Annotated in this window: 22 protein-coding genes; 20 read left to right on the top strand and 2 right to left on the bottom strand. The window is 63.1% G+C overall.

Annotation, left to right across the window (positions count from 1 at the left end; translation table 11 throughout):
• The first annotated feature begins 21 nt into the window (after window positions 1-21).
• The 3 genes from D3250_RS03220 to D3250_RS03210 all read left to right on the top strand — a co-directional run bounded on the left by D3250_RS03220 (window position 22) and on the right by D3250_RS03210 (window position 3,294).
• On the top strand, window positions 22-1,518 hold the full coding sequence (locus tag D3250_RS03220; RefSeq protein WP_119901883.1) for a CoA-acylating methylmalonate-semialdehyde dehydrogenase: 1,497 nt from the start codon (window positions 22-24) through the stop codon (window positions 1,516-1,518).
• 61 nt (window positions 1,519-1,579) lie between these two features.
• Complete coding sequence (mmsB, locus tag D3250_RS03215; protein ID WP_119901882.1) at window positions 1,580-2,518, top strand: 3-hydroxyisobutyrate dehydrogenase; 939 nt, start codon at window positions 1,580-1,582, stop codon at window positions 2,516-2,518.
• Window positions 2,518-3,294 (top strand): enoyl-CoA hydratase-related protein, encoded by a 777-nt coding sequence (locus D3250_RS03210; RefSeq protein ID WP_119901881.1) that lies wholly within the window; start codon window positions 2,518-2,520, stop codon window positions 3,292-3,294. The genes mmsB and D3250_RS03210 overlap by 1 nt, the downstream gene beginning before the upstream one ends.
• Window positions 3,295-3,303: 9 nt before the next feature.
• Here D3250_RS03210 and D3250_RS03205 read toward each other — a convergent pair whose 3' ends face one another.
• Entirely contained in the window at window positions 3,304-3,810 is a 507-nt protein-coding gene (locus tag D3250_RS03205; RefSeq protein ID WP_119901880.1) for a MarR family winged helix-turn-helix transcriptional regulator, read from the bottom strand.
• Window positions 3,811-4,104: 294 nt separating this feature from the next.
• Here D3250_RS03205 and D3250_RS03200 point away from each other — a divergent pair, with 294 nt between their 5' ends.
• The 11 genes from D3250_RS03200 (at window position 4,105) to D3250_RS03150 (ending at window position 14,368) form a co-directional block, all read left to right on the top strand.
• The gene (locus D3250_RS03200) at window positions 4,105-5,313 is read left to right on the top strand and encodes an acyl-CoA dehydrogenase family protein (protein ID WP_225973104.1); all 1,209 of its coding nucleotides are present in this window, start codon (window positions 4,105-4,107) and stop codon (window positions 5,311-5,313) included.
• Window positions 5,314-5,409: 96 nt separating this feature from the next.
• Window positions 5,410-5,886 (top strand): hydroxyphenylacetyl-CoA thioesterase PaaI, encoded by a 477-nt coding sequence (gene paaI / locus D3250_RS03195; RefSeq protein WP_119901879.1) that lies wholly within the window; start codon window positions 5,410-5,412, stop codon window positions 5,884-5,886.
• Entirely contained in the window at window positions 5,883-7,274 is a 1,392-nt protein-coding gene (locus D3250_RS03190) for a phenylacetate--CoA ligase family protein (protein WP_119901878.1), read from the top strand. Before paaI ends, D3250_RS03190 begins: the two co-directional genes overlap by 4 nt.
• A 66-nt stretch (window positions 7,275-7,340) precedes the next feature.
• Window positions 7,341-7,991 (top strand): TetR/AcrR family transcriptional regulator, encoded by a 651-nt coding sequence (locus D3250_RS03185; protein ID WP_119901877.1) that lies wholly within the window; start codon window positions 7,341-7,343, stop codon window positions 7,989-7,991.
• Between the two features lie 205 nt (window positions 7,992-8,196).
• Window positions 8,197-9,114 carry a 1,2-phenylacetyl-CoA epoxidase subunit PaaA gene (gene paaA / locus D3250_RS03180; protein WP_318778941.1) on the top strand — a complete coding sequence of 306 codons (918 nt, stop codon included), beginning with the start codon at window positions 8,197-8,199 and terminating at the stop codon, window positions 9,112-9,114.
• A 43-nt stretch (window positions 9,115-9,157) separates the two neighbouring features.
• Window positions 9,158-9,514 carry a 1,2-phenylacetyl-CoA epoxidase subunit PaaB gene (paaB, locus tag D3250_RS03175; protein ID WP_119901875.1) on the top strand — a complete coding sequence of 119 codons (357 nt, stop codon included), beginning with the start codon at window positions 9,158-9,160 and terminating at the stop codon, window positions 9,512-9,514.
• Window positions 9,511-10,356, top strand: a complete 846-nt coding sequence (paaC, locus tag D3250_RS03170; RefSeq protein ID WP_119901874.1) for a 1,2-phenylacetyl-CoA epoxidase subunit PaaC — start codon at window positions 9,511-9,513, stop codon at window positions 10,354-10,356. Before paaB ends, paaC begins: the two co-directional genes overlap by 4 nt.
• Window positions 10,357-10,370: 14 nt before the next feature.
• Window positions 10,371-10,907: a 1,2-phenylacetyl-CoA epoxidase subunit PaaD gene (paaD, locus tag D3250_RS03165; RefSeq protein ID WP_192892548.1), complete on the top strand. Its 537-nt coding sequence runs from the start codon at window positions 10,371-10,373 to the stop codon at window positions 10,905-10,907.
• Window positions 10,907-12,085 carry a 1,2-phenylacetyl-CoA epoxidase subunit PaaE gene (gene paaE, locus D3250_RS03160; protein ID WP_119901873.1) on the top strand — a complete coding sequence of 393 codons (1,179 nt, stop codon included), beginning with the start codon at window positions 10,907-10,909 and terminating at the stop codon, window positions 12,083-12,085. Before paaD ends, paaE begins: the two co-directional genes overlap by 1 nt.
• 36 nt (window positions 12,086-12,121) lie before the next feature.
• Window positions 12,122-12,892: an enoyl-CoA hydratase/isomerase family protein gene (locus tag D3250_RS03155; protein WP_119901872.1), complete on the top strand. Its 771-nt coding sequence runs from the start codon at window positions 12,122-12,124 to the stop codon at window positions 12,890-12,892.
• Window positions 12,893-13,186: 294 nt separating this feature from the next.
• Entirely contained in the window at window positions 13,187-14,368 is a 1,182-nt protein-coding gene (locus tag D3250_RS03150; RefSeq protein ID WP_119901871.1) for an NAD(P)-dependent malic enzyme, read from the top strand.
• A 67-nt stretch (window positions 14,369-14,435) separates the two neighbouring features.
• Here the strand turns inward: D3250_RS03150 and paaZ are convergent, their stop codons facing one another.
• Window positions 14,436-16,547, bottom strand: coding sequence for a phenylacetic acid degradation bifunctional protein PaaZ (paaZ, locus tag D3250_RS03145; RefSeq protein ID WP_119902272.1), 2,112 nt, complete (start codon window positions 16,545-16,547; stop codon window positions 14,436-14,438).
• A 148-nt stretch (window positions 16,548-16,695) separates the two neighbouring features.
• Here paaZ and pdhA point away from each other — a divergent pair, with 148 nt between their 5' ends.
• The 6 genes from pdhA to D3250_RS03115 are packed head-to-tail and all read left to right on the top strand — an operon-like array spanning window position 16,696 to window position 23,199.
• Window positions 16,696-17,910 (top strand): pyruvate dehydrogenase (acetyl-transferring) E1 component subunit alpha, encoded by a 1,215-nt coding sequence (pdhA, locus tag D3250_RS03140; RefSeq protein WP_119902271.1) that lies wholly within the window; start codon window positions 16,696-16,698, stop codon window positions 17,908-17,910.
• Window positions 17,907-18,941 carry an alpha-ketoacid dehydrogenase subunit beta gene (locus D3250_RS03135; protein ID WP_119901870.1) on the top strand — a complete coding sequence of 345 codons (1,035 nt, stop codon included), beginning with the start codon at window positions 17,907-17,909 and terminating at the stop codon, window positions 18,939-18,941. The genes pdhA and D3250_RS03135 overlap by 4 nt, the downstream gene beginning before the upstream one ends.
• A gap of 1 nt (window position 18,942) precedes the next feature.
• On the top strand, window positions 18,943-20,331 hold the full coding sequence (locus D3250_RS03130) for a dihydrolipoamide acetyltransferase family protein (protein WP_119901869.1): 1,389 nt from the start codon (window positions 18,943-18,945) through the stop codon (window positions 20,329-20,331).
• A gap of 14 nt (window positions 20,332-20,345) precedes the next feature.
• Complete coding sequence (locus D3250_RS03125; protein ID WP_119901868.1) at window positions 20,346-21,545, top strand: acetyl-CoA C-acyltransferase; 1,200 nt, start codon at window positions 20,346-20,348, stop codon at window positions 21,543-21,545.
• An 8-nt stretch (window positions 21,546-21,553) separates the two neighbouring features.
• Window positions 21,554-22,345, top strand: a complete 792-nt coding sequence (locus D3250_RS03120; protein WP_119901867.1) for an enoyl-CoA hydratase/isomerase family protein — start codon at window positions 21,554-21,556, stop codon at window positions 22,343-22,345.
• Window positions 22,342-23,199 carry a 3-hydroxyacyl-CoA dehydrogenase family protein gene (locus D3250_RS03115; protein ID WP_225973103.1) on the top strand — a complete coding sequence of 286 codons (858 nt, stop codon included), beginning with the start codon at window positions 22,342-22,344 and terminating at the stop codon, window positions 23,197-23,199. The genes D3250_RS03120 and D3250_RS03115 overlap by 4 nt, the downstream gene beginning before the upstream one ends.
• Window positions 23,200-23,224 lie beyond the last annotated feature (25 nt).

Below are 23,224 nucleotides of genomic sequence, written 5' to 3'. Positions count from 1 at the left end.
AGTGCGCAAAGGAGCCCCACGATGCCCGACCTGTCCCATTTTATCCACGGCGAGCATGTCAGAGGCACCTCCGGTCGTTTCCGCGAAGTGTTCAATCCAGTCCTGGGTGAGGTCTCCTCTCATGTGCCGCTGGCCACCGGCAGTGAAGTGGCGCAGGCTGTGGACTCCGCCGAGCGGGCTTTCACGGAGTGGTCCGCACTCAACCCGCAGCGGCGCGGGCGCATCCTGTTGAAGTGGGTCGACCTGATCCAGACCCACCGCGATGAGTTGGCTGAGACACTCTCCAACGAGCACGGCAAGACCTTCGACGACGCCAAGGGTGATATTCAGCGCGGAGTTGAGGTGGTGGAGTTCGGCGCCGGGGCACCGCATCTGCTCAAGGGCGAATTCTCGCAGGATGTGGCCACCGGCGTGGATGTGCACAGCCTGCGTCAGCCGCTGGGAGTGGTAGCGGGAATCACCCCCTTCAACTTCCCGGCAATGATCCCACTGTGGAAAGCCGGTGTGGCTCTGGCGGCCGGTAACACCTTTGTACTCAAACCCTCCGAACGCGACCCGTCGGTGCCGATGCGACTAGCCGAACTGGCGCTCGAGGCCGGAATGCCTCCGGGAACGCTGAACGTCATCAACGGGGACAAGGAGGCCGTGGATGCCCTCATTGCTGACCCCAGGGTGAAGGCCATCGGGTTCGTCGGCTCAACTCCTATCGCGCAGTCTCTCTACGCGGCTGCGGCAGCGCAGGGCAAACGCGCTCAGTGCTTCGGCGGCGCCAAGAACCACATGGTGATCATGCCGGACGCTGATCTTGACCAGGCTGCCGATGCGTTGATCGGCTCCGGCTACGGCTCTGCTGGAGAGCGGTGCATGGCCATCTCAGTCGCAGTCCCTGTCGGCGAGGCCACTGCAGAGGCGCTGCGGGAGAAGCTGGTGGAGCGCATCGGCGCGCTGACCGTAGGCCCGTCTCTGGAGCCGGGGAGCGACTTCGGGCCAGTGGTGGGCGCTGATGCGAAGAAACGGATCGAGGACTACATCGGCATCGGCGTGGAGGAGGGCGCTGAGCTGGTCACTGACGGCCGCGGCGTCGAGGTCGAGGGTTACCCGGACGGTTTCTGGGTGGGAGCCACCCTCTTCGATCGGGTGACACCCGATATGCGAATCTACCGCGAAGAGATCTTCGGGCCGGTGCTGACAATAGTCCGCGCCGCGGACTATGAGGAAGCCTTGCGTCTGCCCACCGAACACGAGTACGGCAATGGGGTGGCGATCTTCACCCGGGATGGTGACACAGCACGGGACTTCACCGCCCGCGTTGAGGTCGGCATGGTGGGAATCAACATCCCGATTCCCGTCCCGATCGCCTACTACACCTTCGGCGGGTGGAAGGGATCTGGATTCGGAGACCTCAATCAGCACGGTACAGACGGCCTGAAGTTCTACACGAAGACAAAGACGGTGAGCACCCGCTGGCCGTCAGGCACCAAAGAGGGCGCGAGCTTCGTGATGCCTGAGGGAAGCTGAGCGTCCTCCACGAACCGCGTTCGGCCCTCGCCCACTGCGCCACACCCCAGGAGAAAGCCTCATGAGCACCACTGTAGAGAAGCCATACCAGTATCCAGTCACGGCGTTCATCGGACTGGGCAATATGGGCGGGCCAATGGCTGCGAACCTTGTGAAAGCCGGAGTCCAAGTTCTGGGCTTCGACGTTGTGCCCGAAGCGATGACTGCCGCACGCCGCAACGGTGTGCACGTGGTCACCGACCCCCTGGACGCCGTGGTGCAGGCGGAGGTCGTGCTCACGATGCTTCCCTCCGGACGGCACGTGATCTCCGCCTACGAAGAATCACCGGGCCTACTCTCCGCTGCCAAGCCTGGGACGATTTTTCTGGACTGCTCCACGATCAACATCTCCGAGGCTCAACAGGCAGCAGCTCTGGCTCAGCAGGCCGGCTTCCGGGCAGCTGATGCACCCGTTTCTGGCGGGGTGGTCGGCGCTGAAGCCGGCACGCTGGCATTCATGGTGGGCGCTGGAGCTGAAGTATTCAATGAGGTGCATCCACTCCTGGACATCATGGGCGCGCGCGTGGTCCATTGCGGAGAGAACGGGCTCGGCCAAGCCGCGAAAATCTGCAACAACATGATCCTCGGCATCAGCCAGATTGCAGTGGCTGAAGCCTTCGTGCTCGCCGAGCAGCTGGGGCTGACCGACCAGGCACTCTTCGACGTTGTCTCCCGAGCCTCAGGCCAGTGCTGGGCACTGACCACCAACTGTCCGGTGCCTGGTCCTGTCCCGACCTCCCCCGCCAACCGGGACTACATGCCGGGATTCGCCAGTGGCCTGATGGCCAAGGATCTGGGTCTGGCCACCAACGCGTTGGACGAACAGGGGGTCGACGCCAAACTGGGCCGACTGGCCGCAGCGATCTACAGCGAATTTGCCGTCGGCGACGGCGCCCACAAGGATTTCTCAGCAATCATCACCAGCATCCGAGACAATTCAGCACACAAAGGAGCGCAGTAATGACCGAACACACAACCATCGTCGTCTCCACCGAAGGCCGAGTCGGCAAAATCCAGCTGGATCGGCCCAAGGCGCTCAACGCGCTCAATCAAACGCTGATGGAGGAAGTGGTCTCCGCAGCGGTCGCCTTCGACGCTGATCCGGATATCGGATCGATCCTGATCCTAGGCTCCGACAAGGCCTTCGCCGCCGGCGCCGACATCAAGGAGATGGCCCACCAGGACTACCCCAGCATGTACGCCTCCGACTGGTTCCGTCGGTGGGAGGACCTTACAGAGCTGCGCATCCCGATTGTGGCTGCCGTGAAGGGATATGCACTGGGCGGCGGATGCGAACTAGCCATGATGGCCGACATCATCGTTGCCGGAGAGAGCGCCAAATTTGGCCAGCCTGAAATCAACCTCGGGGTGATCCCCGGCATGGGCGGTTCCCAGCGTCTCACTCGATCTGTGGGCAAAGCCAAGGCCATGGACATGGTGCTCACCGGACGGCACATTGGAGCAGAGGAGGCCGAACGGATCGGTCTGGTCTCCCGAGTGGTTCCCGACGAGCAGGCCAACCCCGTGGCGGAGGAAGTCGCCGAGCTCATCGCAGCCAAGTCCAAGCCTGCCGCGCAGATGGCAAAAGAGGCCGTGGCGGCGTCGTTTGAGACCACTCTTCAGCAGGGAATCCGGCTGGAGCGCAGGCTCTTCCACTCACTGTTTGCCCTTGCGGACCAAGCCGAGGGAATGAGCGCCTTCGCGGAGAAGCGCGGCCCTGAGTGGACACACCGCTGAGAATGCTCCTCAGCGGGTGAAGTCTCCCGCGCGCTCGCGAAAGTTCGCCAAGATCCGATTGAGATCCTCAATCTCCTCCGTGGTGAAGCCCGTCTGCTCAAACAGCTCGGTGTTCAACACCTCGGTGGCTTGCTCGGCGATGCGTTTGCCCTCCTGGGTGAGCACCAGCAGAATGGCTCGGCGGTCGGAATCGTGCGGCTGGCGTTCCACCAAACCTGCTGCCTCCAACCGGTCCACCGCATTGGTGATCGATGTGGGATGCACCTGAAGGAGCTGACTGGCCTTGTTCATGGGCATACGCTTCTCCCGCGAGAAGCTCAGCAGCGAGATCACCTCGTAGCGGGCGAACGTCAGGTCGAACGGCTTGAGTATTTCCTGAGCCCTGCCCAGCAGAATCTGCTGGGTACGCATGATGGCGGTGACGGTCGCCGCCGGGGCTGCCGCCGAAACCCACCCGTGCCGCTGCCAGTTCTTCTGGACCTCGGCGATCGGGTCTTTGGCCATCGGCGGGTGCATGTGCAGGCCTCCTTATCAGGACTGAGGGATCTGGACCATTCTATGGAGTCATCATCGGGTTATTCCGGCTGAGTGTCGGCTGCACGCCCCGAATCTCTTCGCGGTTCTCGACGCCTGCACCTTCAGTCGACCTTCTCGGCCGCGCTCGTGTCCCCTCAGTGTGTTGCAGCGCTATCTGAAAAAGATGTGATGGTGATCACTCATCGAATATACTTGGAAGTCCTATAGTTGGTAAACCCCCCAACGCGCAGCGCCGCGCGGGTCCTTCACCCACGAACTCGTTGGAGAACGGAGATGACCATGCCCCCACGGGCCACCCACACATCGGCGAAAGCTAAGACAGCCCAGTCGAGCAACAATCACCCAGATCTTCTGGAGCTGGCGCGCCACCTCAGCGCCGCAGAGTTCGGGCGTCTGCACGAGATTGAAACGTACGTTCAGGAAAACATTCGCCAACAGAGCGTTGAGCCGTGGAACCAGGAAGCATTGCCGGTGGAAATGCTCCACCGGCTGGGAGATCTGGGGCTCGGGGAGCTCTTTACGGACGGTTCGTCACAGCTGTTCCAAGGCTTAGCCCATGCGGCGCTTGCGCGCGCCGATGTCTCTTTATCCTCGATCATCGGCATCCACAATGAGCTCATTGTCGGCACGATCAACACCCTGGGCTCGTCCGAGCAGAGGGAGAGATGGCTCCCTGGGCTGAAACGCCTCACCACACTGGGTGCATTCTGCCTCACCGAGCCAGACCATGGATCCGATATAGCTGGGGGGTTGGCAACTTCGGCCACCCTGGAGGGTGGCCACTGGCGGATTCGTGGCTCTAAGCGCTGGATCGGGCTAGGCACGGTGGCGGACGTCGCAGTGGTGTGGGCCCGGGATACGGCTGATCACCAGATCAAAGGATTCCTCGTGCCCACTGACACGCCGGGGTACCAAGCCCAGAAAATCACGCACAAGACTGGCCTTCGCATCATGCAGAACGCTGAGGTGGAGCTGGACCTCTCCGTGCCGGAATCTGCGTTGATGCCCAAAGCCACCAGTTTCGCAGCCACAAGCGAGGGACTGCGCGGCTCGCGAGCCTGGGTGGGGTGGCAGGCGGTCGGGGCTCAGCAAGCACTGTTCGACATTGCCCGCAGCTATGCCGTCACCAGAGAGCAGTTCGGCAAGCCATTGGCCTCATTCCAACTGATACAGGTTGCATTGGCCACCATGGCGGGGAATCTGGCGGTGTCGACGGCATTTATGGGCGAACTGACCCGCCTGCAGGAAGAAGGTCGACTTACCATGCTGCGAGCCAGCCTTGCCAAGGCCACACTGACCCGCATTGCCCGCGAGTCTGCCGCCTCTGCGCGCGATGTGCTCGGCGGCAACGGCATTCTCAGTACCCATGAGGTCGCCAAGATCGCCGGTGACATTGACGCCATCTTCACCTATGAGGGCAGTCACGGCATCAATATGCTGATTGCCGGAAGAGACCTGACGGGGGTTTCCGCCTTCGCCTGACGCGGATCGTGTGCTTGACATCACACCGAGTCACTGCTTAGGTTGACTTACTGACCGATTGGTCTGTAATTGTCAGTAGTGACACCAGGAGCACCCATGACCGACGCCCATACGGCCTCTCCCGCAACTCGTGACGGCGCGCCCGTCTCCACAGCCGGCCCCCAACACCGAATGCTCGAGTCGGACCAGTGCACTCAGTGGCTCGGCGCAGAGGTGCTTATCGCTGATGAGGGCCACTCCAAGATCCAGATGACGGTTCGCCCCGAGATGACAAATGGCTTCGACATCGTCCACGGCGGCATGATCTTCACCCTGGCCGATACGTGCTTCGCGATGGCGTGCAACCACCCAGACGGCGACGCTGACACCGTGACCGTCGCCGCCGGTGCCGACATCACCTTTCTCAAGGCGGCACGAGTAGGAGACGTTCTGACGGCAGAGGCCCATCCGGTGGCCCAGGCCGGACGCAGTGGGGTCTACGACGTCGTCATCACTCGCAAGAGCGAAACGATCGCCGTCTTCCGAGGCCGTTCCCGGACCATTCCGTTCCCGCAAGAAGGTGGATCACGATGAGCATCACCAGTGCCCCTGAGGGCAGCGGCGTCCCAGCCGCACCCGCACCGACCAACGCCGTGGCCGAGGCAATCGCAGCGACGGAGCACGCACCCACCGCGCCGCGCGAGCCGGATGCTGAGGAGCTGCTGACCCGGCAGGAGATCGAGGCAATCCAACTCACCCGGCTAAAGGCCACCGTGTCCCATGCCTATGACAACATCAGCGCTTACCGCGACCTCTATGATGCCCACGGCGTGAAGCCCTCTGATCTGCAGACTCTCGAGGATCTGGCCAAGTTCCCGCTGACTGACAAAGAGTTCCTGCGCAATGCCTACCCCTTCAAGTCTTTTGCTGTGCCCATGGATCAGGTTCGCCGGATTCACGCATCCTCTGGCACCACTGGCAAACCGACTGTGGTGGGCTACACCGAGGGAGACATAAGTCGCTGGGCCTCCCTGCTGGCCCGCTGCCTTCGCTTTTCTGGAGTCCAGCCCGGCGACATCGTCCACAATGCCTACGGCTATGGCCTCTTCACCGGCGGCCTCGGAGCGCACTACGGCATAGAGAAACTCGGCTGCACCGTGATTCCCATGTCCGGCGGACAGACGGAGAAGCAGATCCAGCTGATTCAAGACTTCATGCCCCGGGTCATCCTTTGCACGCCCACCTACCTTCTGGCGCTGGCCGATGCATTCCGCAGCAAGGGGCTGGACCCGCGTGCCACCTCATTGGAGATCGGAGTGCTCGGAGCAGAGCCCTGGACCGAAGAGATGCGCCGCGAGATCGAAACCGCGTGGGGCATTACGGCGTGTGACATCTATGGCCTGTCCGAGGTGATGGGGCCGGGAGTAGCCGGAGAATCTTCAGAACGCAAAGATGGCTCCACCATCTGGGAGGATCAGTTCAGGCCCGAGATCATTGACCCGATGACCGAGAAGGTGCTCCCAACGGGACACCATGGCGAACTGGTCTTCACCACCCTCACGAAAGAGGCACTGCCGGTCATCCGGTACCGCACTCACGATCTCACTCGCCTGGCTCCAGGCACCGACCGTCCTGGACACCGCCGTATGGGGCGCATCACTGGCCGCAGCGACGACATGATCATTCTTCGGGGGGTCAACCTCTTCCCGACCCAAATTGAGGAGATCGCTCTGGGCATCGAGGGGCTCTCCCCGCATTTTCAGCTGGAGCTGACTCGCCCGGACTCCATGGATCAGATGACCGTGCACATCGAGCGGCGGCCAGAGATGAGCCGTGAGGAGGCAGAGTCCGCCGGAGCGGAGCTGGGCCGCCAAATCAAGGTCAAGGTCGGGTCCAGCTGCCAGGTAAGGGTCGCGGAACCGGAGACTCTCGCCCGATCCTCCGGTAAGTTGCGCCGGATCTATGACCGGCGTCCTCGATGAGCTCCTTTCACGGGATACTCTGATAACCCACCACCCAGCGACTACTCACGGGAGCCCGCAGGACTCATGTCACCGGACCAACGTCGCCAGGCGAGTGCCAGAGAACCATTGGAGCGCCCCCGGACCTCCAGTAGGCGCGGTCGCCCGGGCTACGACCGGGAGACTCTGGTGCGGGTATGCGTCGAAGTCTTCAACCACCGCGGCTATGAGGCAACATCCATGGGTGTATTGGCTCAGGAGCTGGGCATCTCCAAGTCGGCCATCTATCACCACGTCAATTCCAAGGAAGAGATTCTTGATGCCGCACTGACTCACTCGCTGAGCGAATTGGAGCGGGTGGTGGCCGAGGCCGAGGCGCTCCACACTCCGGCGGTGGTGGAGCTGGAGACGATCATCAGAGAATCTGTCAACGTTCTCACCCGGTCGCTGCCCTACGTGACGTTGCTGCTCAGACTGCGCGGGAACTCCGAGCTGGAGACCGCGGCGCTGGCCAGACGGCGTGAAATCACCCGACGGATCGCCGCGCTCATCGGTCAGGCGCAGGCTGACGGGGACCTGCGCGGAGATATTGATGCTCGCACCGCCTCCCGGCTGGCTATGGGCATGGTCAACTCGATAGTGGACTGGTACCGGCCGGAGCGAGCAGACTCCTCAGCCCCTGTAGCGGACGCCGTGGTCCACCTCTTGCTGAGCGGATTGCGGAGCAACGACCGCTGAGTTGACCGCTGCATCAGGTTAGGTGTTGTACGTCACACCTATTCTGGTATATACTGAACGAACGGTCAGTAATTCAGGAGGTTCCGCAATGTCCATCAAGAAGCCAGAACTGCGAGCAGTTGACTCCCCCAACCAGCCGATCACGCAGGACGCACATGAAGCTGCCGACGACGCCCGCGTGGGCTGGGAGCACTTTCAGCAGCTCATGGAGGAGGATAAGCGCGTCGAACCCCGAGACTGGATGCCGGAGCAGTACCGGAAGACTCTTGTGCGCCAGGTCTCGCAGCACGCCCACTCCGAGATCATCGGCATGCAGCCGGAGGGCAATTGGATTTCGCGAGCGCCCTCGCTGAAGCGAAAGTCCGTTCTTATGGCAAAGGTGCAGGATGAGGCCGGCCACGGTCTCTACCTCTACTCGGCGGCTGAGACCCTGGGGACTTCTCGCGACGAGATGTACCAGCAGCTCTACACCGGCAAAGCCAAGTACTCCTCGATCTTCAACTATCCAGCGCGCACGTGGGCTGACGTCGGAGCTATCGGCTGGCTGGTGGACGGTGCTGCGATCACCAACCAGGTACCGCTGTGCCGGGCGTCTTACGGCCCCTACGGACGAGCGATGGTCCGCGTGTGCAAAGAAGAGTCTTTCCACCAAAGGCAGGGCTGGGAAATCCTGTACACCCTCTCCCACGGCACCGAAGAGCAGAAGCAGATGGCCCAAGATGCGGTAGACCGCACTTACGGCCCAGCGCTGCAGATGTTCGGCCCACCGGACGGTGACTCGCCGAACTCTCAGCAGTCCATGGCTTGGAACATCAAGCGTTTCTCCAATGATGATCTGCGCCAGCGCTTCGTCGACATGATCGTCCCGCAGGCGGAGGCCCTGGGGCTCACGCTTCCGGACCCAGAACTGAAGTGGAACGAGGAGCGAGGCCACTATGACTATGCAGATCTGGACTGGGATGAGTTCTTCAGCGTCGTCAAAGGCAACGGGCCGTTGAACCACCAACGACTGGCTCACTATCGAGCCGCCCGCGACAATGGCGCCTGGGTGCGTGAAGCGGCGGCGGCCTATGCCGCCAAACAGGCCGATGCCACCCGCGGCAGCGCACTGCTCAGCGCCTAACCCCCCCCCCGAATCCCTCTTTTCGGTAAGAAAGGCCCAAATCATGGCACAGACTGATTCCAACGCGTCTGCCGACGAAGTCCCAGAAGGCGGGGTGGTCACTGAGGACCCGGCTGACCACAGCGTCTGGCCACTTTGGGAGGTCTTTGTCCGGTCCTCTCGCGGTCTCTCCCACGTGCACGCGGGCTCGCTGCACGCACCTGATGCAGCGATGGCCCTTCGCAACGCGCGGGACCTCTATACCCGGCGCAACGAGGGAACCTCCATCTGGGTCATCCCCGCGGCACAAGTCGTCGCCTCGGACCCAGACTCCAAGGGCGGATACTTCGAGTCCGCCAAGGGCAAGGCCTACCGTCACGCCACTTACTACACCCAGTCCGAGGGGGTGCCGCACCTATGAACAGCGCAGCTGACTTCACCTCCCAGGACTCCGCCACTCGCATCTCGGTCGGTGATGCCATCACTCCAGAAGGGTTGGGAGCCAGCAGCACGCCCGCCCCGGAGGAAACTGCACGCTACGCGCTGCTGCTGGGAGACGATTGCCTGATCTTGGCTCAGCGCCTGGGCCACTGGATCTCCCGCGCTCCGGAGCTCGAGGAAGACATTGCCCTGGGGAACATTGCTTTGGACCTGCTCGGGCACGCTCGTTTCCTGCTCACCTACGCCGGGTCCGCATGGGGCAAGAGCGAGGACGATCTGGCGTATTTCCGCTCCGAGGAGGAGTTCCGCTCCTGCCGTCTGGTCGAGCAGGAGAACGGCGACTTCGCCCAAACGATCGCGCGGCAGCTGCTCTTCAGTTTCTACACTCATGAGTTGTATCAGCGATTGATCCACTCTGCCGACAGCACATTGTCAGCCATCGCAGACAAGGCACTGAAGGAGGTGGACTACCACCAGGACCACGCCGCTCAGTGGCTGCTCCGACTCGGCGGAGGCACGGAGGAGTCGAGCCGTCGCATGCAGAACGGCCTGGAGGCGGTCTGGCCCTACCTTGAGGAGCTCTTCGCTGATGTGGAACCCACTGCGGAGTTGTCGAAGAACGACATCGCGGTGCTGCCTTCATCGCTGCGTGAGAACGTGCTGACCCGGTTGACCGCCATCATCGAACAGGCCGGGCTTCGTGTGCCCGACGCTAAAGGTGCTCTGGGCGCCGACCGAAGCGGACGCTTCTCCGAGCACCGGGGGTTCATCCTTGCTGAGATGCAGGTCCTGGCCCGCCAACACCCCGGCGCCACGTGGTGAACGGAGGAACCCTGATGAGCACAGTGGCGGATCATCCGCTGACCCCAGACGGCATCCGGCCCGAGGATCCTGCCCACGCTGCGGTATGGGATGCAGCGGCGCAGGTGGCTGATCCAGAGATTCCGGTGCTGAGCATCGCTGATCTCGGCATTCTGCGCGCTGCCGCGGCCACGGAGAGCGGCGGCGTCGTCGTCATCACTCCCACCTACTCAGGCTGCCCGGCCATGGAGACCATCACCACGGATGTCGCCGCGGCAGTGCGGGCGGCCGGTTATGAGAACGTTCGCGTAGACACCGTGCTGACTCCCTCCTGGACCACAGACTGGATGAGCGAGGAGGGTAAGCGGAAGCTGCGCGAGTACGGCATCACCCCGCCCAGCGGCAACGCGCCGGTGCGCGGAGGTCCGGTCTCCGTGGGACTCAGTGTCAAATGTCCGCGCTGCGATTCTCTGCAGACTAAGGAGCTGGCACGCTTCGGCTCCACCGCGTGCAAGGCCTTGTACCAGTGCCGCAGCTGTTTGGAACCCTTCGACTACTTCAAGGTGCTGTAATGACTCTCGAAAGCCCCACCACCGACGCAGCCACCTCTGCCAGACGCCGCGCAACGTTCGCTCCGCTTCGTGTGCAGGAAGTCCGACGACTCACCGCGGACTCCGTGGAGGTCACTTTCGAAGTCCCAGAACACCTGGAAAATGACTTCGACTACGCCCCCGGCCAGTACGTGGCGCTGCGCACCGAGATTGACGGTCACGAGGTTCGGCGCTCCTACTCCATATGCACAGAGCCGGTCCCAGGAGAGATACGCGTAGCGGTCAAGCGTGACATCGGCGGAGTCTTCTCCACATGGGCGAACGAGCACCTCGCCCCCGGTGACACTCTTGAAGTGATGAACCCCTCCGGGGCATTCATCTCCAAGACCGCCTTGACCTCCATGAATCACCCTGACGAGCTCGCGGAAGATGCAGTGTCGCGGCACACCAGCCCACGACTGGTGGCGTTCGCCGCAGGTTCCGGGATCACACCAATCATGGCGATCGCGAGGTCTGTGCTGCGAGCCTCCCCCGAAACTACCTTCGAGCTGGTCTACGCCAACCGCTCCGCCGCCGACGTGATGTTTGCTGAGGAGCTCGGTGATCTGAAGGACCGGTACCCCTCACGTTTTGCCGTGCATCACGTGCTCTCTCGCGAACAGCGACTGAACCCGCTGCTGACCGGTCGGATCGACAGCGAGAAGCTCACCGCTCTGCTGGACCACGTTCTTCTTCCGGAACAGGCAGATGAATGGTTCCTCTGCGGGCCCTTCGAACTGGTGCAGCTGGTTCGTGACGAGCTCGCGGCCCGAGAGGTGCCGACAGAGAATGTCAGGTTCGAGCTGTTCTCCACCGGCCGTCCGGACCGCCCTGCGGGTCAGCAGGGTCGCCGGGTTCAGGAAGAGGCGGGAGGACCCACCCGGCGCATTGAGTTCACCCTCGACGGCCTCACCGGCCAGGTGGACTCACCGGCCGGCTCCGGAGAGACAGTCCTCAACGCCGCATTGCGTCAGCGCTCCGACGTCCCGTTCGCCTGCGCAGGGGGTGTCTGCGGTACATGCCGGGCAAAAGTGGTCTCAGGTGATTTCGAGATGCAGGAGAACTACGCATTGGAATCTGATGAGATCGAGCGCGGGTTCGTCCTCACATGCCAGACCCGACCGACCTCGGACCACCTTGTGGTCGATTACGACGCCTGACCAGAAGGCCCACGCCACTCAGTGAGGGAGCAGAAGATGATTGACCTGGCCATTGAAGGTGACTACGCGGAAATCGTGCTCAACGCCCCGCAGAAACTCAACTCACTGAACGAGGAGGCCTTGGTCGGCCTCGACGCTGCGTACCAGGAGGCCGAGCAGGCGGGCGTCCGGGCCCTGCTGCTGCGCGGTGAGGGCCGCGGCTTCTGCGCAGGCAGAGACATCTCGGCTGTAGATCCTCAGAGTGACGACGTCCTGGGGTACCTGGGAGAAAAGGTCACTCCCCTTCTGCAGAGCATGGCGCAGTTCCCAGCCCCCACTTTTGCGGCAGTCCATGGCGCATGTCTGGGGGTGGGTTTAGGGCTGGCGATCGCCACCGATGTGGTCTACGTAGCTGAGAATGCCAAGATCGGCTCCCCTTTTGCTTCTTTGGGTGCCACCTTGGACTCCGGCGGGCATGCGCTGTTCGTGGAGCGTCTCGGCGCCCACCGGACCCTGGACCTGATCTATACCGCAGAGCTGATGTCCGGCCAGGAAGCAGTCACGTCTGGACTGTTCTCACGAGCTGTGCCCGCTGAGACACTAGTCTCCTTTGCCCGGGAGAAGGCGCATGCAGCGGCTCAGGGCGCGACACTTGCCTTTCGCGAGTCCAAGAAGCTGGTGGCGCAGATCAGGGATCAGCGTATCGGCCTGTGGGATTCGCTCACCGAGGAGAACCGCTCACAGGCCGCCCTGTGCGCATCTGATGACTACATTGAGGGCTTCGCCGCATTCCAGCAGAAGCGAACTCCTACCTTCAGAGGGCAGTAGCAGCTTCCCCGGCCTGGATCACCCGCCCCGTGAACGAGGACGCACTCGATGGGTGTCCACTTAGTGAAATCCTGAGTCGCAATCCCCAATCCGGCCGCCAGATCCGACTAGTCTCTGAAGGACGGTCTAAAGAAAGTACTGACCACTGCGACGGCGTGGAGAACCGATGATCTCGGCACCCACGGCAGCGCACGGCTGGAGCGATCTGCCCACCCACTGAAGTGTGGGAGCTCCCGCGGGACCCGCGATGCGCCGTGTCGACCTGAACAGTTACTTTCAAGGAGAGACCTTCTCATGACGGACACCCGTGCGACCAAACCAATCACCGACGACGAGGTTTTCGCTGCCCACGAGGGCGGCAAGCTGACCGTTGAGACCGCCATGCCGCTGGATTCGAAAAGGGCGTTGTCCATCGCCTACACGCCAGGCGTCGCGCAAGTCTCCCGAGCCATCCACGATGACCCGGGGATGCACGCCACCCATACGTGGGCCTCACGATTGGTGGTCGTACTCTCGGACGGCACGGCGGTGCTGGGCCTGGGGGACATCGGACCGGCCGCATCCCTGCCCGTGATGGAGGGAAAATCAGCTCTGTTCCGCGAATTCGGCGGACTCAACTCCATCCCACTGGTCATCAACACGACTGACGTGGATGAGATCGTGGAGACCATGGTGCGCCTGCGGCCCAGCTTCGGCGCAGTCAACCTTGAAGATGTAGTTGCTCCACGCTGCTTCGAACTTGAGCAGAAACTCATCGAGGCCCTCGACTGCCCGGTGATGCACGATGATCAGCACGGCACAGCTGTGGTGGTCCTCGCCGCCCTGACCAACGCCGTCAGGCTCACGGGACGGAACTTCGCCGACACGCACGTGGTGATCGCAGGCGCTGGCGCAGCTGGAATCGCGGTGACCGAGATTCTTCTTGAGGCCGGCATTAGGGACATCACGCTGACTGACTCTCAAGGCACTATCCACAGCGACCGCACGGGACTTAACGACACCAAGGCCCGGGTCGCCGAGAAGACGAACCGGTCCAAGACTGCCGGTGGGATCACTGAAGCCCTTCAGGGAGCAGACGTCTTCATCGGCGTGTCGTCATCCTCGGTGCCGGAGGAGGCTGTGGCGGGCATGGCCGACGACGCGATCATCTTCGCCTTGTCCAACCCTGACCCGGAAGTCTCTCCCGACGTTGCCGCGCGCCACGCTGCAGTGGTTGCCACCGGACGCTCCGACTTCCCCAACCAGATCAACAACGTCCTGGCGTTCCCCGGCATCTTCCGCGGTGCGCTGGACTCCGGGGCTCGGAAGATCACACCAGCAATGAAGGTTGCGGCGGCCACTGCGATCGCCGATGCCGTCGGCGATGACCTCCGATCCGACTACATCGTCCCCTCGCCATTGGACGCGCGTGTTGCGGCAGGGGTGGCCCAGGCGGTCATGAGCGCCGCCCAGCAGGACGCAGCAGCAGGCGTCTAGGCTCGCCCGGCGTTGGGGGCTGGTTGTGGGCCTGTGGGTCTACGACCAGCCCCCAATGCCGTCTGGCTCAGACCCAGGCGGGGGTCTCCTTCGCTACCCGAGTGAGCACGTCATAGGTCGCGACGATCTCATCGTGCTGGTTGTGCAGCACGGTGTCCCACCGGACCTCGCCATAGTCGTCGGTTTCCCGCGGGGTGATCTGCTTGGCAGTCAGGGTCACTCGGATCGAGTCATCGTAGGTCACCGGTGTGATGAAGCTGAGGTTCTCGAGGCCCGTGTTGGCCAGGACCGGACCCGGCGCAGGCTCGACGAAGAGCCCGGCTGCCCAGGACACCAGAAGGTAGCCGTGAGCCACGCGCCGCGGAAAGAACGGGTTGGCGGTGGCAGCTTCCTCATTGGTGTGGGCGTAGAAGGTGTCTCCTGTGGACTCTGCGAAGGCGTCGATGTCCGCGAGTCGCACTTCCCGCAGCCCGGAGGCGAACTGATCACCGATGCGCAGCTCAGACAGCGACTTGCGGAAGGGGTGTGTCGCCTTTCCCTCAGCGACTGCTTCGGTCGTCGCCGTGCGCGCGGCGGCTCCACGGTGCCAGACTCCGGTGATGCCGGTCAGCAGATCGGGGGTTCCCTGGATGGCCGTCCGCTGCATGTGATGCTTCACCCCGCGCATACCGCCCAGCTCCTCCCCTCCGCCGGCCCGCCCGGGTCCGCCGTGAACCAGATGTGGCAGCGGCGAACCGTGGCCTGTGGAGGTCTTTGCGTCGTCGCGGTCCAGCAGATGCACTCGGCCGTGGTGCGACCCGATGCCCCGCACGAATTCTGCAGCGATGAGCGGATCGTGCGTGCACACGGTCGCCACCAGCGAACCGCCGCCGAGTGCTGCCAGCTCCACGGCGTCGTCGATATCGGTGTACCCGAGAACGGAGGTGACCGGCCCGAAGGCCTCGACCTGGTGCACCTCAGGAGTGCGGGCATTGTTGAACTTGAGGGTCGTCACCGGGTAAAAGGCCCCGGCGTCGGCGTCGGCGCTGCCCGTCGAGGCATCCGGGCCCCCGAAGCAGACCTCTCCCCCGGCATCCATCAGACGCTGGACGGCATGAGAGACCTCTGTCTGCTGGTCCTTCGACGCCAATGCCCCGACTGTGGTCCGCGCGTCGCGCGGATCACCCAGGACAGCACGGGCTTCAACCCGACCTCGCAGGGCCTCAACTACGGCGTCAACGTGCTCACTGGGGACGATCGTGCGGCGGATGGCGGTGCACTTCTGACCCGCTTTGACGGTCATCTCCTGGACCACGGCTTTGATGAAGGCTTCGAACTCGGGAGTGCCAGGTCCGGCGTCGGGAGCCAGAATCGCTGAGTTCAGCGAATCCGTCTCCGCAGTGAAGCGCACCCCCTCATATTGGACATTTGGATGGGCTCGCAGCAGCTGAGCGGTCCCTGCGGAGCCGGTGAAGGCCACGTGGTCACGGTAGTCCAGGTGGTCCAGAAGGTCCCGGGCTGAACCCGAAATCAACTGCAGTGATCCTTCCGGAAGCAGACCGGAGTCCACCATGAGACGGACACAGGCTTCGGTGACATAGGCAGTCTGGCTGGCGGGCTTCACAATGGTGGGGACGCCCGCTATGAGGCTTGGGGCCAGCTTCTCCAACATTCCCCAGACGGGGAAGTTGAACGCGTTGATCTGGACTGCCGCGCCGGTCAGCCGGGTGTAGATGTGCTCTCCGATGAAGCTGCCGTCGCGGGAGAGCTGCTCGACGTCGCCGTCGATGATCACGTTGGAGTTGGGTAGTTCCTTCCGCGCCTTCGAGGAATAGGCGAACAGCGTCCCAATGCCGCCGTCGACATCCACCAAGTGGTCCTTGCGCGTGGCCCCGGTCTTATCGGAGAGCTCGTAAAGAAGCTCCTTGTTCTCACCCAGATGCAGTGCCAGCTGCTTCAGCCGCAGTGCGCGCTGGTGAAACGTCAGCTCGCCGAGCGCGCGCTGGCCCTCATTGCGGGCAAAGTCGACGGCTCGCGAGGTCTCCAGGCCGCTTGTCGAGACTCGGCAGACCAAATCACCGGTGGCGGCATCGCGAATGTCAGCCATTTTCTCCGGTTGCTCGGGGGTCCACCAGGAGCCGGCGACGAAGCTGGGCAGAATTTCCTCAGGGGCACGGGCAGGTGTTGTTTCGACGGTCATCAGCGTCCTCAACTCCACGGTCGGATTGCGGGCTTTCATTGGTCTCATATGATGTTACCGACCAATCGGTCAGTATTTACGATACACTAGCGTGACAGGTATCACATATGGCATGCGCCAATTCCGCATCCATCCAGAGAGGGTGATCATGGACGATCCCGTGACGACGTCGGATCCTAGCCACGCAAAGGCTGAGCAGGGTTCCCGAATTTTTGAGGCAAGTCGGAGCTTCGGCATTACGCCAGAGCAGTACATGCTGCCGGCACAGCAGCAGATCCAGATGCTGGACCCCGAGGGGGCCCTGGTTCCCAGCGACGAGCAGGGCACTGGGCCCGGCCACGAGTACCCTATTCCCGAGGCTGAGGTGCTGCTGAAGGCCTACGCCGCCCTGGTCGCCGGACGCCGGATCAATGACCAGAACTACGCTCTGGTCCGACAAGGCAGATTGGCGGTCTATCCGTCTTCGCACGGCCAGGAGGCCTGCCAAGTGGGTGCAGCCCTGTGCCTGGAGCCGGGCGACTGGATGTTCCCCACCTACCGGGACACGGTCTCAGTGATCTCCCGGGGAGTAGACCCGCTGGATGTCATGGTCTCCTTCCGCGGCGACTGGCACTGCGGGTACGACCCCAAGGAACACCGGGTGGGCTCAATGTCCACCCCGCTGACCACCCAACTGCTGCATGCAGTCGGAGTCGCCCACGCCGCCAAGCTGCGCGGCGAGGACACAGTGGTGCTCGCAATGTGCGGCGACGGCGCCACCAGTGAGGGGGACTTTCACGAGGCACTGAACTTCGCAGCCGTCTTCGAGGTCCCGGTGGTCTTCTTCGTGCAGAACAACGGCTACGCAATATCCGTCCCGCTCTCCAGTCAGTCAGTCGCACCGTCGCTGGCGCACAAAGCCATCGGCTACGGCATGGCAGGTGAGCAGGTCGACGGCAATGACATGGTGGCCGTGCTCGCCACGCTGCGTCGCGCAGTTCACCTGGCGCGCGAGAACTCCATGCCGCTGCTGGTGGAAGCTGTCACGTACCGCATGCAGGCCCACACCAATGCCGACGACGAGACTCGCTACCGGGATCGCGAAGAGGTCGAGCAGTGGAAGCGAAAAGACCCCCTAGTGCGGATGCAGCGGTACCTCACCTCGGAGGGAATCCTCAACGACGACGCCGCTGCCGAGATCACCGAGGCCGCTGAGAAGGTGGCCAGCTCACTGCGTCAGGCCATGACCGCGGACCCCGCAGAGAATCCGCTGGAGATCTTCGACCACGTCTACGCCGAGCCCACCGCGCAGCTGTTGGCCCAACGCGCCCAGCTCGACGACGAACTCCAGCGCACCGCAACTTCAGAGGGGACCCAGCGATGAGCACCGCAACAGCTACAAGCACCGCCACTTTTGCCTCAGCGCTGAACACCGCAATGTCCGATGCCATGGAGGCCGACGAGTCGGTGGTTGTCTTCGGTGAGGATGTGGGCACCCTGGGTGGCGTCTTCCGAATCACCGACGGTCTGACCAAACGCTTCGGCACGAACCGCTGCTTCGACACTCCCCTGGCTGAATCCGGGATCGCGGGCACAGCAGTTGGGATGGCCATCAACGGCATGCGTCCGGTCATCGAGATGCAGTTCGACGCCTTCGCGTATCCCGCTTTGGAGCAGGTCTTCAGCCACATCGCGAAGATGGCCAATCGGACCCGGGGACGCGTCCGGCTTCCCATGGTCATCCGCATCCCCTACGGCGGGGGTGTAGGCGGTGTGGAGCATCACTGTGACTCATCTGAGGCGTACTACGCGCACACCGCTGGTTTGAAGGTCTTCACTCCGGCCACGGTGGCCGATGCCTATCTGATGCTCCGCGAAGCCATCGACACCGAAGACCCGGTGGTCTTCTTCGAACCGAAGAAGCTCTATTGGTCTAAGGCGGACGACGACCTCTCCACACTCCGCGAAGCCTATGAGTCCGGCACCGAGAGTTCTCGGCTGGTCGGCGCGCAGGGCCAGGCGGTGGTCGTGCGCGAGGGTACAGACGTGTCGATCATCTCCTACGGTCCCTCCGTGTCAACGGCGGTCAAGGCAGCCGAAGCCGCCGCAGAAGACGGGATCAGCGCGGAAGTGCTGGATATGCGCAGCGTCGTCCCGTTTGATGAGGTTGCGCTGGTGCGCACCGTGGAGAAGACCGGGCGAGCCGTTGTTGTGGCAGAGGCACAGGGATTCGTCTCAGTGGCGAGCGAGATCACCGCACGCATCCAAGAGCGGTGTTTCCACTCCCTGGCCTCCCCTGTGCTGCGCGTCACCGGTTTCGACATTCCTTATCCCGCGCCCAAGCTCGAGGAACACCATCTGCCGGATGTGAATCGAATTCTGGACGCCCTCGACGAGCTGCAGTGGGAGGACTGAGATGACTACGTTCAATCTGCCTGATCTCGGCGAAGGGCTTACTGAGGCAACACTGCTCAGCTGGCTGGTTGCCGAAGGGGAGGATGTGCAGGTCGACCAGGCAATCGCCGAGGTAGAGACCGCCAAGTCGGCGATCGAAGTCCCCTCCCCCTATGCCGGAACTGTCCACACACTTCACGGCGCAGTAGGCGAAACGCTAGAGGTCGGCAAACCGCTGATCACGGTGACGACCAGTGAGGACGGCTCCAACGGAACAGTCAGCCCCTCGGAGGCTGGCGCACTGTCCTACCGGGAGGAGGAGCGCGCCGGAACTGCCGTGCCTGAGAATGCGGAGGCTGAGGAGGGCTCCGGCAATGTGCTGATCGGCTACGGCACCTCAGCCAGCACCAACGGGCGCCGGCGCCGTCGTAAGCGAGACGGTGGCCGCAAAGCTCCGACCCCTGCTCCTGCCGTGGAACAGACCAAAGCCCCGCGGGTATCGTCCCCTCTGGTTCGGAAGATGGCACGAGAGCTCGGGCTGGACCTTGGTTCTGTGAACGGATCCGGGCCCGACGGTCTAATCATGCGCCGCGACATTCGTACGGCAGTGGACCAAAGCACCCAGGGGCAGTCCGCTGCCGATCTGAAGACACTGTCGGGTCGATCGGGTGAGGCCTCTCCGGAGGCCGATCACGATTCACCGACGGGCCTTCACATCCGTCAGCGGGTCCCGATGACCGGGATGCGCAGAGCAATCGCGAATAAGATGTCACAGTCGCGGACCGAGATCCCCGAGGCCACGGTCTGGCAGGACGTAGATGTCACCCAGCTGACCGGGATGCGGCAGCAGTTGAAGGATGCCGGCCACGTGGCTCCGTCAATACTGGCCTTCTTGAGTCGGTTCGTGGTGGCGGGGCTGCAGAAGTACCCGGAGCTGAACTCCCGCGTTGTGGACACTGGAAACGACCAGGAGATCATCCACTTCGAGGGGGTCAATCTGGGCTTCGCCGCTCAGACTGAGGCCGGGTTGGTGGTTCCGGTCATCCGGCACGCTGAGCAGCACTCTGCGCAGAACTTGCACCACGAGATCCGGCGCATGGCCGAGGCTGCCCGAGAAGGCGGGCTCGGAGGCAAGGAGCTCTCCGGGGGGACGTTCACAGTGAACAACTACGGGGTCTTCGGCTCCGATGGCGCAACCCCGATTATCAACCACCCAGAAGCGGGCATCCTCGGTATCGGCCGCACCCTGGACCGGCCGTGGGTCGTCAATGGTGAGATTGCAGTGCGCAAGATCACAACGCTGACACTGGCCTTCGACCACCGGGTCTGTGACGGTGGCGCTGCGGGCGGCTTCCTCGGGTACGTGGCGAGCTGCTTGGAGAACCCAGCTGTGGCCCTAGCCGACTTCTAAAGGAGAACAACACTGTGACTGATGCTTTTCTCGTATCTGGAACGCGCACACCGGTGGGCCGCTACGGTGGCGCGCTCTCCACTGTGCGCCCCGATGATCTCGCTGCCCTGGTCATCCGACAAGTAGTGAAGGATTCCAAAGTGCCCTCGGCTGAGGTGGACGAGGTGATCCTCGGCAATTCCAATGGCGCAGGTGAGGAGAACCGCAACGTCGCTCGTATGGCGTGGCTCTTGGCCGGTTTCGAGGACACTGTGCCAGGCATTACCGTGAACCGGCTCTGTGCCTCGGGACTCTCTGCCATTGCTCAGGCGCAGCAGATGATCGCTGCAGGTGCCGCCGACCTCGTGGTGGCCGGCGGCGTGGAGTCCATGTCGCGAGCACCTTGGGTCATGGCGAAACCGGAGAAGGCTTTCGGCCGTCCCGGCGAGGTGGTGGACTCCTCCATTGGGTGGCGGTTCGTGAACGCCAAGCATCTGGAGCACCCCAAGCGGACGTTCTCCATGCCGGAGACGGCAGAGGAGGTCGCCAGGGTGGATGAAATATCCCGGGAGGACGCCGATGAGTTCGCACTGCGGTCGCATCAGCGTGCCGTGGCAGCCACCGAAGCGGGGCGCCTGACCCGGGAAATCACACCGGTGGAGGTGCCGGGCCGCCGGGGGAAAACCACCACGGTGACTCAGGATGAAGGCCCCCGCCCGGAGACCACATTGGATATCCTCTCCGGCCTGCGTCCGGTCGTGGCCGGCGGCAGCGTCGTCACTGCTGGGAACTCCTCCTCACTCAACGATGGCGCCTCAGCCGTCCTCGTTGCCTCGGCAGCGGCCGTGGAGAAATACGGCCTGCAGCCCCGGGCCCGCGTCGTCGGCTCCGCAAACGCCGGAGTGCCCCCCGAGATTATGGGTATTGGCCCGGTCCCTGCCACGCAGAAGGTGCTTGAGCGCACCGGCTGGAGCATCGACGACCTGGACGCGGTGGAGCTGAACGAAGCATTCGCCAGCCAATCCCTGGCCTGCGTGCGTCGGTTGGGGTTGGATCAGGGGATCGTCAACACTGACGGCGGCGCAATCGCGCTGGGACACCCGCTGGGCTCCTCCGGATCCCGTCTGGTGCTCACCCTGCTGCGCCGTTTGGAGGATGATGGTCTGCGTCGCGGTCTGGCCACTATGTGTGTGGGAGTCGGCCAAGGTTCCGCCATGCTCATCGAAAGGGTGTGATGCCGCATATGGATTGGCACACTGCCGATTTCACGACACTGCGCGTCACGGAGACTGATGACCGCATTCATGCCCGGCTGGACCGGCCCGAGGTACGCAATGCCATCGACTCCGCGATGGTCGCTGAGCTGCATTCACTCTGCTCCCACCTGGAGAGTCACCCAAAGGTTCTGATCCTCTCCGGGACCGAGATCGAAGGCAAGGGAATCTTCGCCTCCGGAGCGGATATCGGTCAGCTGCGTGAACGCAGACGCGCCGATGCGCTGCGTGGGATCAACTCTGCGGTCTTCGACCGGCTGGCGAAACTCCCCATGCCGGTGATCGCCGCACTGGACGGGTACGCCCTCGGTGGAGGCGCGGAACTGGCCTGGGCGGCCGATTTCAGGGTGGCCACCACGAGAGTCAAAGTGGGGCAGCCTGAGACTCAGTTAGGCATTATTCCCGCGGCTGGCGCGCTCTGGAGGCTGAAAGAGCTCACCGGAGAGTCGCTGGCAAAGGAGATCCTGTTTGCTGGGCGAGTCCTCAGCGCCGAGGAGGCTCTGCAGTTCGGGTTGGTGACCTCAGTGCACGAGCCGACCGAACTGCTCGAGGCTGCAGATGCACTGGCCGATCGCATTGCCAAGCAGGATCCGCTGGCTGTCCACGTGGCCAAGCGCGTCTTCGCCATGCCGCGCGAGGCTCACCCTTATGTGGATGACCTTGCGCAGGCCATCCTCTTCGAATCGCAGGCGAAGTTTGATCGAATGCAGGCATTCCTCGACCGCAAGAAGACACCACGCCACAAGGAGGCAGCACAGTGACGGACGCAGTTCCCCAGCAGGTCGGCGTACTGGGAGGCGGGCGAATGGGCTCCGGCATTGCGCACGCCTTCATCGTGGCAGGTGCGCGGCGGGTGACCGTGGTGGAGGTCAACGACGACGCCGCCCAAGCCGCCGCGGAACGCATCCATAGTGACCTGCGCTCCAGTCTGGAGCGAGGCAAGATCAGCGGAGACTTAGAGCACTGGGCTGACGTGCTGCAGGTTTCGACCGACTTCGCGGCGTTCGCAGACTGCTCCCTGGTGATTGAGGCCGTGCCCGAGCAATGGGATCTCAAAGTCTCCTCCCTGCAGCGTGTCGAATCCCAGCTCGGAGACACAGCCTGGCTGGCCAGCAACACCTCCTCCATGTCAATCACCGAGCTGAGCGAGACACTGCATCGCCCGGACCGGTTCTGCGGGCTGCACTTCTTCAACCCGGTGCCCGCCTCAAAGCTCGTAGAAGTGGTGTGTGGTGAGCGGACGAACAGCGAACTGGCCGCACTGGCCCCTGGCTGGGTGGAGTCGCTGGGTAAGACCCCGGTCGTGGTCAACGACGCACCAGGGTTCGCATCTTCACGGCTCGGAGTGGCCATTGGTCTCGAAGCGATCCGCATGGTGGAGGAAGGGGTGGCCTCGGCAGAGGACATCGACAACGCGATGGTCCTGGGGTACAAGTACCCCATCGGCCCGCTTGCGCTGACTGACATTGTGGGCCTGGATGTGCGCCTGGGCATCGCAGAATACCTACATTCGACGCTGGGTGAGCGGTTCTCCCCTCCGCAGCTCATGCGCGACATGGTGGCCCGCGGCGAGCTGGGGCGGAAGACCGGCAAAGGCTTCTACTCCTACGACTAGGCTTCACCAATACGTCTGACCCCGC

Origin of the sequence: Nesterenkonia natronophila, assembly GCF_003595215.1 — a bacterium.
Taxonomy (GTDB): Bacteria; Actinomycetota; Actinomycetes; order Actinomycetales; family Micrococcaceae; genus Nesterenkonia; species Nesterenkonia natronophila.
Note: the sequence above shows the minus strand (reverse complement) of the source record. Positions and strands in the feature narration are given on the sequence as shown.